General features: G+C 70.0%; 12 protein-coding genes. 4 read left to right on the forward strand and 8 right to left on the reverse strand.

All coding sequences use genetic code 11. From position 1 onward, the window contains the following. Positions 1–8: 8 nt before the first annotated feature. From metX to FJ887_RS07720, 6 genes are all read right to left on the reverse strand, one after another. Positions 9–1043 (reverse strand): homoserine O-acetyltransferase MetX, encoded by a 1035-nt coding sequence (metX, locus tag FJ887_RS07695; RefSeq protein ID WP_137824052.1) that lies wholly within the window; start codon positions 1041–1043, stop codon positions 9–11. A 1-nt stretch (position 1044) separates the two neighbouring features. Continuing rightward, complete coding sequence (locus tag FJ887_RS07700) at positions 1045–2367, reverse strand: bifunctional o-acetylhomoserine/o-acetylserine sulfhydrylase (protein WP_140954983.1); 1323 nt, start codon at positions 2365–2367, stop codon at positions 1045–1047. Positions 2368–2497: 130 nt separating this feature from the next. Then, positions 2498–5908, reverse strand: a complete 3411-nt coding sequence (locus tag FJ887_RS07705) for an error-prone DNA polymerase (RefSeq protein ID WP_140954982.1) — start codon at positions 5906–5908, stop codon at positions 2498–2500. Continuing rightward, complete coding sequence (locus tag FJ887_RS07710) at positions 5908–7533, reverse strand: DNA polymerase Y family protein (RefSeq protein WP_140954981.1); 1626 nt, start codon at positions 7531–7533, stop codon at positions 5908–5910. The genes FJ887_RS07705 and FJ887_RS07710 overlap by 1 nt, the downstream gene beginning before the upstream one ends. Then, entirely contained in the window at positions 7523–8242 is a 720-nt protein-coding gene (gene imuA', locus FJ887_RS07715; protein WP_249356344.1) for a DnaE2-dependent mutagenesis accessory factor ImuA', read from the reverse strand. The genes FJ887_RS07710 and imuA' overlap by 11 nt, the downstream gene beginning before the upstream one ends. A 152-nt stretch (positions 8243–8394) precedes the next feature. After that, positions 8395–9324 carry a cation diffusion facilitator family transporter gene (locus FJ887_RS07720; RefSeq protein ID WP_140954980.1) on the reverse strand — a complete coding sequence of 310 codons (930 nt, stop codon included), beginning with the start codon at positions 9322–9324 and terminating at the stop codon, positions 8395–8397. A gap of 210 nt (positions 9325–9534) precedes the next feature. On the opposite strand from FJ887_RS07720, the gene FJ887_RS07725 reads away from it, so the two are divergent. The 3 genes from FJ887_RS07725 to FJ887_RS07735 are packed head-to-tail and all read left to right on the forward strand — an operon-like array spanning position 9535 to position 11570. After that, a complete protein-coding gene (locus tag FJ887_RS07725; protein WP_140954979.1) occupies positions 9535–10221 on the forward strand; it encodes a class I SAM-dependent methyltransferase in 687 nt (228 codons plus the stop codon). A 24-nt stretch (positions 10222–10245) separates the two neighbouring features. Continuing rightward, a complete protein-coding gene (locus tag FJ887_RS07730; RefSeq protein ID WP_140954978.1) occupies positions 10246–10710 on the forward strand; it encodes a tRNA (cytidine(34)-2'-O)-methyltransferase in 465 nt (154 codons plus the stop codon). A 35-nt stretch (positions 10711–10745) separates the two neighbouring features. Beyond that, entirely contained in the window at positions 10746–11570 is an 825-nt protein-coding gene (locus FJ887_RS07735) for a PfkB family carbohydrate kinase (RefSeq protein ID WP_137824045.1), read from the forward strand. Between the two features lie 137 nt (positions 11571–11707). Here the strand turns inward: FJ887_RS07735 and FJ887_RS07740 are convergent, their stop codons facing one another. Beyond that, a complete protein-coding gene (locus tag FJ887_RS07740) occupies positions 11708–11962 on the reverse strand; it encodes a type B 50S ribosomal protein L31 (RefSeq protein ID WP_009375892.1) in 255 nt (84 codons plus the stop codon). A gap of 177 nt (positions 11963–12139) precedes the next feature. Between FJ887_RS07740 and FJ887_RS07745 the strand changes: the two genes are divergently transcribed. Then, entirely contained in the window at positions 12140–12703 is a 564-nt protein-coding gene (locus tag FJ887_RS07745) for a YbaK/EbsC family protein (protein WP_140954977.1), read from the forward strand. A 74-nt stretch (positions 12704–12777) separates the two neighbouring features. Here FJ887_RS07745 and FJ887_RS07750 read toward each other — a convergent pair whose 3' ends face one another. Continuing rightward, positions 12778–13563 (reverse strand): phosphatase, encoded by a 786-nt coding sequence (locus FJ887_RS07750; RefSeq protein WP_250786199.1) that lies wholly within the window; start codon positions 13561–13563, stop codon positions 12778–12780. Positions 13564–13634: the final 71 nt, after the last annotated feature.

The raw sequence follows: 13634 nt of genomic DNA on the forward strand, positions 1-13634 counted from the left end.
CCGGCGCCTCACGCGGTGAGGAAGTCCCGCAGCGCCGCGGACACGGCGGCGGCCTCGGTGAGGAAGCCGTCGTGTCCGACCGGGGAGTCGATGACCCGGTAGTCGACCCGCCCGGGAAGATGCCTCGCGAGCTGTTCGACCTGCGCCGGCGGGTAGAGCCGATCCGAGGACACGGAGACGACGAGGCTGTCGGTGCATGCCTGCGCGAGTGCCGTGCGCAGGTCGGCCGAGCGTCCCGTGCGCACATCGTGGTCGCGCAGCGCCTTCGACAATAGGACGTAGCTGTGCGGGTCGAAGCGGGCGGTGAGCTTCTTCGCCTGGTGGTCGAGGTACGAGCTCACCTCGTAGTAGCCGGCTGAGCGCAGCCGCCGGGAGAAGCGCTCGTTGAGGTCGGCGTCGTTGCGGTAGGTCAGGTGGGCGATCTGCCGGGCGAGTCCGAGGCCGGCGGCGGGGAACCTGCCGATCGCCGCATAGTCCCCACCGCAGTAGTCGGGGTCGAGTTCGATGGCCCGCTCCTGCGTCATCGCCCACGCGATCTGGTCGGCCTCGGAGAAGGCGGGAGCGGCGATGATCGCACACTTCGCGGTCTTGCGCGCATCGAGGAGACCGAATTCGAGGGCCCTCGCCCCGCCCATCGATCCGCCGATGACGGCATGCCAGGTCTCGATGCCGAGGATCTGCGTGAGATTGTGCTCGAGGCGCGCCATGTCCCTGATCGTCACCGCAGGAAAGCGCGACCCGTAGGGCAGACCGTCGCCGAAGGCCGACTGCGGACCCGTCGTGCCGCTGCACCCGCCGAGCGCGTTCGCGCAGACGACGAAATACTCGTTCGTGTCGACGGCCCGACCCGGTCCGACGACCCCCGACCACCAGTCGGTGGCCCGGGTGTCGCCGGTGAGCGCGTGTTCGACGAGGATCGCGTTCGACCGGTCAGCGTTGAGGGTGCCGAAGGTCTCGTAGGCGATCTCGACGGTCCCGAACGTGTGTCCGGAATCCGTGGTGAAGCCGAGGATCGACTCCACGGACGTGCTCTGAGTGGTCATCTCAGGCGGCGGTCTCGGCCGTCGCCGCTGCGGCGGCGAAGCCCGCATCGAGGTCGGCGAGGATGTCGTCGATGCCCTCGAGGCCCACCGAGAGGCGCACGAGTGCGGGGTTGACCCCGGAGGCGGCCTGCGCGGCGTCGTCGAGCTGGGAATGCGTCGTCGAGGCCGGGTGGATGACGAGCGAGCGGACATCGCCGATGTTCGCGACGAGTGAGTGGAGTTCGAGCGCGTCGACGAAGGCCACGGCCGCGTCGTAGCCGCCGGCGATGTCGAAGGCGAGGACCGAGCCGACGCCGTAGGGCAGGTACGTCTGCGCCCGTGCATGCCACGGGCTGGATTCGAGACCCGCGTAGGCGACGCGCGTGACCTGGTCGTGGCCTTCGAGGTAGGCGGCGACCCGCTCGGCATTCGCGACGTGGCGTTCGATGCGCAGACTCAGCGTCTCGAGTCCCTGGGCGATGAGGAACGCGTTGAACGGGCTGACGGCGGGACCGAGGTCGCGCAGCAGCTGGACGCGGAGTTTGAGGCCGTAGGACACGTTCGCCCCGAACGCGGAGTCCGCACCGAGGTCGCGGGCGTAGACGAGACCGTTGTACGACTCGTCGGGAGTGTTGAAGCCGGGGAAGCGCTCGGGGTGGGCGCCGTAGTCGAAGGTGCCGCCGTCGACGACGACGCCGGCGATCGAGGTGCCGTGACCGCCGAGGTACTTCGTCGCGGAGTGGATGACGACGTCGGCGCCGTGTTCGATGGGGCGCACGAGGTAGGGGGTGGCGAGCGTGTTGTCGACGACGAGCGGCACCCCGGCGGCGTGGGCGATGTCGGCGACCGCGGTGATGTCGAGGACGTCGGAGCGGGGGTTGGAGACCACCTCGGCGAAGAAGAGCTTCGTGTTGTCCTCGACGGCGTCGCGCCAGGCGTCGAGGTCGTCGACGTCGACGAAGGTCGTGGAGATGCCGAGCTTGCGCAGGGTGACGTCGAGGAGGTTGTACGTGCCGCCGTAGAGGCTCGAGCTGGCGACGATGTGGTCACCGGCCTCGGCGATGTTCGCGATCGCGAGGAACTCGGCGGACTGGCCCGAGGCGGTGAGCACGGCATGGACGCCGCCTTCGAGGTCGGCGATCCGGTTCTCGACGACCTCGGTCGTCGGGTTGGTGATGCGGGTGTAGATCGGGCCGAGTTCGGCGAGGGCGAACCGGTTCTTCGCCTGGTCGTTGTCGGCGAAGACGTAGGAGGTCGTCTGGTGGATCGGCAGCGCACGGGAGCCCGTCGCGGGGTCGGGGACCTGTCCGGCATGGATCTGGCGGGTTTCGAATGACTGGGCCATGGCATCTCCTCTGAGTGAGCGGGTGCCTCCACTCTCACCTGTGACCGCTCCTGCTCTGCGCGTTCTCGTCATGGAGCTGTCACCGACCGTCATCTGTCGTCATGTGGCCGACCTCACCGAGGCGGCCCCGTCACCGGAAGTTGCGGGCCTTCGTCGGCAGCTGGACCTCGAGCGGGACGAGCTTGTGGGCATAGAGGCTCACGACGTCCCCGCCGCGCTGGATGAGCCCGGTGACGACGAGGGCGTTGCGGGAGGTCGCGACCGCCCGGAACCGCTTCATCAGCCCGGCGGTGGCGACGACGTTGAGCATTCCGAACTCGTCCTCGAGGTTGATGAAGGTGATCCCCGAGGCGGTCGCCGGGCGCTGCCGGTGGGTGACGAGCGCGGCGACGGTCATCCGCTTGCCGTCGGGAGCGGCGGCGGCATCGGCCGTCGAGGCGTAACCGCGTTCGCGCAGCGACTGCCGGAGGATCTCCGTGGGATAGCCGTCGACGGTGATCCCGGTGGAGAAGAGCTCGGCCAGGGTCGTCTCGAAGGCGTCCATCGTCGGCAGGGCCGGGGCGTGGGAGACGGCGCCCGTGCCCGGCAGCACGCCCGGGTGGGATCCGGCGACGCCCCCGGCCAGCCACAGCGCCTGCCGCCGGTCGAGGTCGAAGCCGGACAGGGCCCCGGCGGTGGCGAGTCCTTCGAGGGCCTGCTTCCCGATGCCGGTGCGTTCGGCGAGGTCGGCCACCGAGGCGAACGGCGCGTGTTCGCGTTCGGCGACGATCACCTCGGCGAAGGAGCCGACATGGGAGACCGAGTCGAGGCCGAGCCGGATCCCCAGCTCCCCGGTCTCCGTGGCCTCGAGATCGGTGCCGGCCGCGGAGCGGCTGAGGTCGACGGGCAGGATCGGCACCGCGTGCCGGCGGGCGTCGGCGATGAGCGACTGCGGGGAGTAGAAGCCCATCGGCTGGGCGCGCAGCAGGCCCGCGGTGAACGCGGCATGGTGATGGTATTTGAACCATGCGGACTGGTAGACGAGGTTGGCGAAGCTGATCGCATGCGATTCGGGGAACCCGTAGTTCGCGAACGCCGCGATCGTGTCGAAGATCTTCTCCGCGGTCTCCGCGTCGACGCCGCGCTCCTGGGCCCCGGTGCGGAACTTCTCCGCGAGCTCGGCCATCCTCCGCTGGGAGCGGCGCGAGCCCATCGCCTGCCGCAGCCGGTCGGCGTCGGCCCCGGAGAAGCCGCCGACGTCGATGGCCATCTGCATGAGCTGCTCCTGGAACAGCGGGACCCCGCACGTCTTGGCCAGGGACTTCTCGAGCAGCGGGTGGAGGTATTCGACCGCGTCGAGTCCCTGCCGCCGTCGGATGTAGGGGTGGACCGACCCGCCCTGGATGGGGCCGGGGCGGATGAGCGCGACCTGGACGGCGAGGTCGTAGAACTCGCGCGGTCGCAGTCGGGGCAGGGTCGCGAGCTGGGCGCGGGACTCGACCTGGAAGACGCCGACGGCGTCGGCCCGGCAGAGCATCTCGTACACCCGCGGGTCCTCATCGTCGATGAGGGCGCGGTCGATGCGCTCCCCGGTGTGCCGCTCGACGAGGTCGACCATCTCGTGGAGGGCGGTGAGCATCCCGAGGCCGAGGAGGTCGAATTTGACGAGGTCCATCGCCGCGCAGTCGTCCTTGTCCCATTGGACGACGGTGCGATGGTCCATCGTCGCATGTTCGATGGGCACGACCTCGCCGATGGGACGGTCGGCGAGGATCATCCCGCCGGAGTGGATGCCGAGGTGGCGGGGTGAGCCGAGCAGGTCACCGGCGACGTCGATGACCTGGGCCGGCACCGGGGAGTCCGCGGCCTCGGGCAGGGTCGACCAGCGGTTGCTCGCCTTCGAGAACGCGTCCTGCTGCCCCGGGGCGAAGCCGAGGCTGAAGGCGGCGTCGCGGATCGCCGACTTCGCCCGGTAGGTGATGACGTTGGCGACCTGGGCCGCCCGCTCCCGCCCGAAGTGGTCGTAGACGTACTGGATGACCTCTTCCCGCCGGCCCGATTCGATGTCGATGTCGATGTCGGGGTAGCCCTTGCGGTCCGGGGAGAGGAAGCGGTCGAAGAGGAGGTTGTGCTTGACCGCGTCGACGGCGGTGATGTCGAGGACATAGCAGACCGCGGAGTTCGCCGCCGATCCCCGGCCCTGGCAGAAGATCGCCTCCCGATGGCAGAAGCTCGTGATGTCGTGGACGATGAGGAAGTACCCGCAGAACCCGAGCCGGGCGATCATGTCCATCTCCCGGTCGAGCTGCTCCCAGGCCCGCGGATGCTCCGCCCGCGTCCCGTAGCGGGCGAGGCCGCAGTCGGTGACGAGCTCCCGCAGGTACTCCTCGGCCTCACGGTCATCGGGCATCGGCGCCTTGGGCAGTTCGGGGCGGGCCGAGCTCAGGGTGAACGCGCACTCCTCGCCGATCCGCACGGCCCCGTCGAGTGCGGCGGCGGGGAACTGCGCCGCCATCTCCTCTCCTGTGTGGATGCGGCCCACCGCTGTCGCCGGCAGCCACCCGGCGAGGTCGTCGAGGGAGCGCCGCGACCGCACGGAGGCCCGCACCTGCGCTGAGCGCCAGTGCGCCCGCGTGGCGAAGTGGACGTTGCTGCTGGCCGCGGTCGGCAGTCCCGTCCGGGCGGCCAGGTCGGTCAGGTGACGCAGCCGCTCGTCGTCGTCAGGGGTGCCGTCGCGGCTGAGTTCGACCGCGACGCGGTCGGGACCGAAGAGCGCACTCAGCCGCCGCAGGGCGCTCAGCCCGCCGTCGGGGTCGCTCAGCGCCCGACGCAGGGGGCCCTTGCGGCAGCCGGTGAGGATCATCCAGTCCGCACTGGCCGCGGCGAGCTCCTCGAGGTCGAAGACGGGGCGGTTCTTCTCCCCGGCGAGGTTCGCCTGCGTGATTGCCGCCGAGAGGCTGCGGTAGCCTGCGACTCCGCGGGCGAGGACGAGCAGGTGCGTGGCCGCGGGATCGGTCTGACCGGGGATCTTCTCGCTCAGCCCGACGGAGAGCTCGGCACCGAAGACCGTGGGCAGTCCCGCCTCGGCGGCGGCATGGGCGAAGCGGACGGCTCCGTAGAGTCCGTTGTGGTCGGTCAGGGCCATCGCGGACAGGCCTGCGGCGGCACCGGCGGTGACGAGGTCCTCGGGGTCGGAGGCGCCGTCGAGGAAGCTGAACTGGGAGTGGACGTGCAGCTCCGCCCACGGTCGGGTCGGCGAAGGCAGGAGGATCGGGCCGCCGACGCCCGAGCTGTCTCCGAGGGCTCCCGGGTAGCGGGCGAGGCCGTCGGGACCGCGCGGGCCGACGGAGACCGGGTAGCGGTCCGGGCGGGAGAAGGCCGGGGCGTCGGAGCCGTCGGCGTGCTTGTCGACCGGGGTGCGGTTCGAGCCGGAAGGGGTCGGCGTGCCGTCTGCCTGCGTGCGTCCGGTCGGTTTGCCGCCTGCCCGAGTGCCGCCGGTCGGTTTGCCTTCGAGACGTCGGGCGAGTTCCGACCACGGGGTGCGCGGGTTCGAGAATCCCATCAGCGGTACCGTCCCGTGAGATACCACTGGCCGGATTCGCGGCTCAGCAGCAGCGCCTGACCGGACTCCGTGACGACCTGCAGCCGTGTCCGGTACGTCGACCGGGACGGATCCCACCACCCGGATTCGATCGGCCACGAGCCGGAGAAGTCGACGATCGCCTCGGTGGTCCCGGTCGGGAAGCGGATCGTCTGCGGGGCGGCGCCGAGGCCTGCGGGACGTGCCTCGACGGGGAGGCCTCCGGCGGCGAGCACATCGACGGCGACCCGGTCGACGGTCGTCGGCCGCGGGGTGCCCAGCGATCCCGGCCAGGGGGCCTGCGGGTCCCGGGCGGGGGCGGCGGTCTGCTGCCACGGGGTCCAGAGGTTCGTCTCGGCCGGATCCCAGCCGCCCTGCAGGCGGGGCACGAGGACGGCGTCGGGGCCGAAGAGGCCCTGCAGGCGTTCGAGGGTGTGGGTGATCTGCCCCGTGTTCTCGTCGAAGAGGCTCTTCGTCGCGCCCACCGGTGTCGTCAGCTCCGCGGCGATGAGGCCGAGCGCGGTGATCCCCTCCTCGGAGAAGTCCTCGGGATCGGGGCCGGGGTCATCGCCGTCGTCGGTCGGGACGGCGCCGATGCTCCGGCCCCTGCCGAGGTTCCGGCCTCCGGTGCGGGGACGGCCGAGGCCGGCCAGCCAGCCTTCGGCCTGCCACCGCAGCCGGTCGGCGATGGCGTTCTCGGTCATGTCCTCGATGCGCCATGTCCGCCGCGAGGAGCGGTCGCCGGCGGCGCGGAGGTCGATGGTGATCTGCGTGCACACGAGGCCTCCCGCGCGCACCCGGGTCAACAGGTCGGCGGCGAGCTGCCGGGCGAGGAAGCCGAGGGTGTCGCTGCGGGTGGTGGGGACGTCGAGGACGCTCTCGACCTGGAGGTCCTCCGTGCGGAGGTGGTCGCGCAGGGGCCTGTCGGGACGACCCGAGGCGAGATCGTGGGCGCGCCGACCGGCAGGGCCGAACCGGGACATCACATCGGTCGCGTCGAGGGCGGCCAGGGCGCCCAGACTCCGCAGGCCGAGGTGGACGAAGACGTCGATGAGCTCGGTCCAGTTCTCTCCGGTGACCTCGAGGGCGGTGATCGGCTGGGCGCTGAGGAACGCCACGGTCTCCCCCGGCGGGACCCGGGTGGCCCTGCCGGCGGCGATCCGGGCGGCGAAGACGGTGTCGGCGATGCCGGGGAAGAACTCCCAGCCGGTCGTCGCGACGAGCGCGGAGATGAGGGCCTCGACGGCGGCGGCTTCGTCGGCATAGCCGTGCCGCAGAGCGTCGAGGGGAACGGCGAGGGTTCCCGGAGCGAGCAGGGTGAACCGGGCGACGAGGTCTTCGAGCGCCCCCACCCCGGCCGAGAAGTGCCGGTTGTCGACGTCTTCGTCCCACACGAGGATCTGCGCCTCGGGACAGCGGAAGCCCGCGGCGCGCTTGTTGTTGCCCACCGCGATGCCGGCGGTCCGGGCCGGAGCGTTGGCGGCGATGACCTTGCCGGCGTGGAGGACGGCGACCGGGGTGCCGGGACTGAGGTCATGCTCGATGGCAGCGGCCACCGCCGGCCAGTCGGGGACGGTGAGGACGAGGGTGCGCGTGTCAGCTGACACTGCGGATCACCGGCCTCTGCTCTGGGCCGGGCCCGACGGCTGGTTCGGCACTCGGCCCGGCACCCGGCACGGCATCCTGCCCGGCGGAGGCCGGCGCGGGGGTGCCGTCGGGTCCGGGGAGGAGGAAGCGGTGGACTCCGGTCTGCGAGCGGGCTTCGACGAGGCACGAGCGCAGTCGGCCGTGCCCGTGGTCGGTGCCCGACCAGTGGACGTCGGTGATCTCGATCTGCTCCGTGCTCCCCTGCAGCGGCGTGAGACTGATGAAGCTCATCTTCCTCTCGCGGACCTTGGCCAGCAGGCGGGCGCGCTCGCCCGCGCTCGGCTGGTAGGCGGGATCGACGAGGAGGATGTCGAAGGATTCGATGAGGATCGAGGCCACCCGCAGCCAGTCCTGCGGTGGGGTGACGAGATTGACGAAGTGGTCGAGGTCGACGCCGAGGTCGGCGATCGAGGACACCGCCGGTTCGCCGAGGCCGATGCCGGCGCACCACTTCTGCTCCCGGGTGGCCGCCGCGACCGTCGCCAGGGCGCAGCTGAGCGACTGTCCGCCGGTCAGGGAGACGATCTCCCCGCGCGGCAGACCGCCGCGACGGAAGATCGGCGCGAGCACGGGATGCACGGGCCGAGGCGGATGGCCGTCGAACAGGGACGTTGCCGTGGAGATCCCCATCTCCCGGCTGAGCTGTTCGACGAGTGGTGCAGCGGACATGACATCTATTATCGAACTAGTGTTCGAAATAGGCAACATTCAGGCGGCAGCTGCGTTCGCTCGGGCGTGTCGCATCTTCGGCAGATACGGAATATACGGGTTCATACGGACCGGAGCGCTGAGCATCAGGATCCGGGCGACTGCCCTCTGCCTCACTCGGGCAGCGCCGGGGCCTCCTTCGTCGTGAAGGACACCGTGATCCACGCGTGCGGATCGTCGCCGCCGAGGCGCGCCTCGGCCTCGTCGCGGATGCGATCCCAGTCCTCGAGCGGACGGGCAGGCAGACCGCGGGGAACGTAGAAGACGATCTCGATCGTCCGCGCACGCCCCTGCGCCGTCGCATACACCCGGAAGTCGTCGAAGCCCTCGGCCGCGCAGATGTCTCGGGCGACCGCCTCGGCGTCCTTCCGCAGCGCGGGCGGGGTGACGAGGGAGACCTGGGCCAGGGCGCGGCGCGCCGTCGACAGCGGCACGGGGATGAGGACGGCGGCGACGACGGTGAGGACGGCCGGGTCGACGTAGGGCATGAGCCAGGCGGCCTCGGTGCCGTCGATGAGCATGCCGATGATGAACGCGATGAGCAGGGCGCCGGTAACGCCGCCGGCCATGATCCAGCCCTTGACGTCCATGGCGACGAACTCGGAGCCGATCCGCCGGTTCGCCCGGTGTTCGAGGGTGCCCATGACGGCGGTGATGAGGACGACGACTGCGGCGTAGACGACGGCGGGGCCGAAGTCGACCGGGCGCCCGCCGCTGAGCAGCGCAGAGACCGCTTGGAACAGGGCGTAGGCGGCCACACCCATCATGAGCACCGAATTGATGAGGAGGACGATCGGCTCGAAGTGCCAGAATCCCATCGTAAACGCGTTCTGCGTGCGCAGCGACAGTCGGTTCGTCACCGACCGTGAGATGAGACCGGCCACGGTGAGCGAGACGATCGACATCACCGCGTCCATGAGGGAGAACACGCCGTCGAAGAGGATCGCGAATGATCCGGAGACGAGTCCGAAGCCGATCCCGAGCACGGACACGAGGAGGATCGCGGCCAGGGAGACCTTGAGTGCCTGATGTTCGGTGCGCATGTGACGGCGGGTCCCTTCACCTCGGCGGATGTCCGACCTCCATCCTATAGAGCGCCGAGGCGGTCGTCCGGTCGCATCGGACGGACCCATCCGCAACGGACTGCCCCATCCGCACCCGGCCGCAGCATCCCCGCGGAGGACGGGTCCGTCGGGGCACGCTGTCCCCGCGGAGGCGTTTCGTTTGCGCCCGGCACGGTCTAGGCTCAGGGCATGAACGCCTCCGACTACGTGACCGCGACCCGCACCTCCTATGACGCGATCGCCAAGACCTACACGGACTGGGTCTCCGCCGAGCTCACCGCCAAACCCCATGATCGCGCCGTTCTCGGCGCCTTCGCCGAACTCGTCCTTGCCACCGGGCACCCCGAGACCCTCGACCTCGGCAGCGGCCCGGGGCGGATCACGGCGTTCCTCACCGGGCTCGGCCTCGACGCAACCGGTCTCGACCTCTCCCCGGAGATGATCGCCTCCGCCCGCAGCCTCTACTCCGATCTCGAGTTCACGACCGGATCGATGACGTGCCTGCCGTATCCGGCGAGCAGCTTCTCCGGCCTCGTCGCGTGGTATTCGATCATCCACATCCCCGATGACGATCTCGATCAGGTCTTCGCCGAGGCGGCGCGCGTGCTCCGCGCCGGCGGGTACTTCCAGCTCGCCTTCCAACTCGGCGACTCCGTCGACCACTTCTCCGACCTCGCCGGGTTCGACGTCGACCTCGACTTCCACCGCCGCAGCCTCGACGACGTGCTCGAGCGCCTCCGTCCCCACGGCTTCTCTCCCGTCACCCGGCTCGAACGCGAACCCGACGCCGCCGGCCGCTTCCCCGAGTCGACCCGGCAGGGATACCTCCTCGTGCGCCGGGACTCCGGTGACCGCCTCGGCGAGGATCATTACTGACCGAGGTGAGATGATGTCAGTGATATGAGCATCGACATCGTCTTCCACACCCCCGAGATCCCCGGCAACACCGGCAATGCGATCCGTCTGGCCGCCGTCACCGGGGCCCACCTCCACCTCGTCGAACCGCTCGGCTTCGATCTCACGGACGCGAAGCTGCGGCGGGCAGGCCTCGACTACCACGACCTCGCCCACGTCACGGTCCATCCCGATCTCGACCACCTGTGGGAGGTCCTCGGCGACCGGCGGGTCATCGCGTTCACGACGCACACGTCCGACTCCTTCGCCGAGGTGGCCTATGCGGACGGCGACGTCCTCCTCTTCGGTCAGGAGTCGACGGGTCTGCCCGATGCCGTCGTCGACGATGAGCACGTCGACCTGCGGGTGCGGATCCCGATGCTGCCGGGCCGGCGCTCCCTCAACCTCGCGAACTCCGCCTCGATCGCCGTCTACGAGGCATGGCGTCAGCGCGGTTACGCGGGCGCGTAGACTTCTCGTCGACAGTTTTTCCCGAAAGGACCACCATGACCGCCAAGTTGCTCACCATCGCCGGCTCCGACGTCTCCGGCGGGGCCGGACTCGAAGCCGACCTGAAGATGTTCGAGGAGTACGGTGCCTTCGGCACCGCCGTCGTCACCTGCATCGTCACCTTCGACCCGGAGGACTCGTTCAACCACGCGATCGACTTCATCGAGCCCGAGGTCGTCAATCGCCAGCTCGCCTCAGCACTCGCGATCCACCGCTTCGACGCGATCAAGTCGGGCATGCTCGGCTCCGTCGAATCCGCCCTCGTCCTCGCCGAGGACCTCAAGGACAATCAGCTGCCGTACGTCTTCGACCCCGTCCTCGTGTGCAAGGGCTCCGGGTCGATGGTCGACCTCCGCGACCTCTTCGTCGAGAACCTCGTGCCCCTGGCCACCGTCATCACCCCGAACCTCGAAGAGGCGGCCGTGCTCGCCGGCATCGACCCCATCGACTCCGTCGAGGGCATGATCGAGGCCGCGCAGATCATCCACGGGCAGGGAGCTCAGAACGTCGTCGTCAAGGGCGGAGCGCGCCTGGCCGGTGAGGACGCCATCGACATCCTCTTCGACGGCCAGACCGTGACGACCCTGCGCTCGCGCAAGGTCAACGACAAGCTCGTCAACGGCGCCGGCTGCTCGTTCGCCTCGTCGATCGCCGCCGGCATCGCCACGGGACTGTCGATTCCCGACGCCGTCGTCAAGGCCAAGGAGACCGTCGCCCACGGGATCGCTGCGAGCCTCGACAACGCCACCGGCGTGTCCTCGCTCCTCCACCCGGCCGCCCGCACGACGCCGTCGGCCGAGGTCGCCGTGACCGTCGCCTGAACGCCGCTGCGGCCTGAGGCCCGCCGCGCCCGGGGCGTCCCCGCGGGAACGCCCCGGGATGCAGAACTGCCCCGCACACCACTGGTGTGCGGGGCAGTTTCGCGTTCGCAGATTCGCGGTGGGAACCGCGAGGGGGATCAGCGCTTGCCGAAGCCCTTGTAGCGGTCCTTGAACTTCTCGACGCGGCCCGCGGAGTCGAGGATGCGCTGCTTGCCCGTGTAGAACGGGTGCGAGGCGCTGGAGATCTCGACGTCGATGACGGGGTAGGTGTTGCCGTCTTCCCACTCGATCGTCTTGTCGCTCTTCGCGGTCGAGCGCGTGAGGAACTTGGTGCCGGACGCGAGGTCGTTGAACACGATCGGCGCGTATTCCGGGTGGATGTCCTTCTTCATATTCTTACCTTTGCTGAATCCGCTCAGGCGCCTGGTATGGGTCCGACCCATCCGCCAGTGCCCGAATTCGTCTGCTGAAAACGCTTCGCGCCGTAGGAACCGGACGCGAACCGACAGTCCAGTCTAACCGACGCAGGCCCCCAATGCGATTCGACACCGGTCTCCTAGACTGTGGGCATGAACACTGCCCTCCCCACCCGGGCCCGTCTCAGCGCCCAGTTCGACGTTCGCCCCGCCGCGCAGGCACCCGAGCTCATGGCCGCCCCGACGGCCGCGGCACTGCCGACGGTCACCGGTGACGTCGAGGTCTTCGCGATCGATCCCGAGATCGCCGACACCGCGGCCCTTCTCGCCGCGACCGGGCTGGGCCCGGAGACCTCGGCGAACTGCGTCCTCGTCGCCGGTGCCCGCTCGGGCGAGGAGCGGATCGCCGCCTGCCTCGTCCTCGCCGACACCCGAGCCGACGTCAACAAGCGCGTGAAGAAGCTCCTCGACGTCCGCAAGGCATCGTTCCTGCCGATGGACCGGGCCGTCGGCGAGTCCGGCATGGAGTACGGCGGCATCGGCCCGATCGGTCTGCCGGACTCCTACCGGATCCTCATCGACTCCCGCGTCGCCGAGGCCGATGAGCTCATCATCGGCTCCGGCATCCGCGGGTCGAAGCTCCTGCTCTCCGGTGCGGCACTCGCGTCCCTGCCGGGTGCCGAGGTGATCGAGGGCCTGGCGACAGCGATCAACTGAGGACGGCGCCAGGACCCACCCGGCCGCGCCCGGACTCACCCGGCGCCGTACGCTTCTGCTCAGCCGAGTTCAGTTCAGTCGAGTTCTGCCCGTTCGAGGCCGGCCCGCTCGAGGACGAACTCGATGAGCGGACCGTAGAGGTAGGGGTCGACGTCATCATCGAGGGGCACGACCGTCTCGATGGCCCCCTGGGCTTCGGCGACGAAGAGCGCCGGATCGTTGCAGTCGGCGTAGCCGACGGTGCGCAGTCCCCGCGCCGAGGCGGCCCCGGCCCAGCCGTGGTCGGCGACGATGAGGTCAGGCAGCGTCTCGCCCCGGCGCGCGAGGTCGTCGAGCAGGGTCTGCATCGGTTCGGCCAGATGCGTGTGCGGGGTGCCGCCGTGGAGCTGCCAGACCCAGACCCGGTCGATCTCGCGCAGGTCGCCGCCGAGTTCGGGCAGCGGGACCGAGGACGACTGGCGCACGATGGCAGCCCCGCGTTCCTCAGCCGCTTCGGCGATGGCCATGTGCACGGGCAGGAGTCCTGCCGGGTGGCCGGTGGCGAAGAGGATCCGTCCTCCGGCCCGGGCGACGTCGCCGATGGCGGCCGCGAGCCGTTCGAGGGCGTCGATGCAGCGCTCGGTCGAGATCGTGTCGACCCCGTGGGTGAAGTCCTTCTCCGGGCGCAGACCCGCACGCTCGACCATGAGCGCGAAGACGGAGTCGAAGTCCCAGTCCTCGGTGAGGGTCACCCCGAAGTCGAACTGGCGTTCTCCGGTGAGGAAGCGCCGCATGTGGTCGAGGTTGTTGTCCCGCGGAGTCGCCACCTCCCCTGTGATGCGTCCGGTCTCCAGGGCTTGGGCTAGGGTCGTGCGGTCCACTGATCTCCTCATACGGGGCGGCTGTGCTGTCACAGCGCCGGTCTCTCCGCCATCGCCTCTCTGTCTCCGGC

This window comes from Brevibacterium sp. XM4083 (assembly GCF_006489205.2).
GTDB lineage: Bacteria > Actinomycetota > Actinomycetes > Actinomycetales > Brevibacteriaceae > Brevibacterium.